Raw genomic sequence first — 529 nt, 5'->3', positions numbered from 1 at the left:
GAACCTTGACAGTGAGAGCGACGGCGAGGCTTCGCTTGACGGCTTTGGGAAGAACGACCTGACCGACGATGGCGTTCTTGGCCGTGTCCAGAATAAAATAAGGCACGTTTTCGGTCGTATCGCCGATAGGCAAGACGCCTCTAACGGCGACTTCCATGACCGCAAACCCTGCTATGTAGCTCATCGTTGTTCTCCTCGGTCGGCGGCGGCTGGGCCACCKGCTTCTCTTGTTCGTACCCTTAGGTTCAATCGCTGGTTTCAATTGCCTCCGAGCGCACGCGCTCGCCGAAGCCGTTCGCGGCTGCTATCGGCCCCGCGCGCATCCGCGTATGACGGGCAGGTCTACGAGGCGGGCGGGCAAGGCTTGACGGCCTCTTCGTCACGCTCGATCGAACGGCGCGCCACTTGTCTTCGCTGAGGTGATTGAGAGGCCCGCGGGCACGTGGGCGTTCCCTGCCGGCGGCCGGCTGCGGATGATTGAGGGGGTGATCGAAGCGGGCGCCCGCGTCGCGGCCGCATCGTTTCATAC

The 529-nt window shown here is 63.1% G+C and carries 2 protein-coding genes; both read right to left on the bottom strand.

Annotated elements, in window-relative coordinates; genetic code table 11:
- On the bottom strand, positions 1–184 hold a 184-nt coding region (locus tag ACXJ7R_RS36125), incomplete at its 3' end, for a hypothetical protein (RefSeq protein WP_457155946.1).
- Positions 185–245: 61 nt separating this feature from the next.
- Positions 246–529: hypothetical protein (locus ACXJ7R_RS36120; RefSeq protein WP_457155945.1), on the bottom strand; the 284-nt coding region annotated here is incomplete at its 5' end.

The sequence above is a fragment of the Mesorhizobium sp. P5_C1 genome (assembly GCF_054049815.1).
Note: the sequence above shows the minus strand (reverse complement) of the source record. Positions and strands in the feature narration are given on the sequence as shown.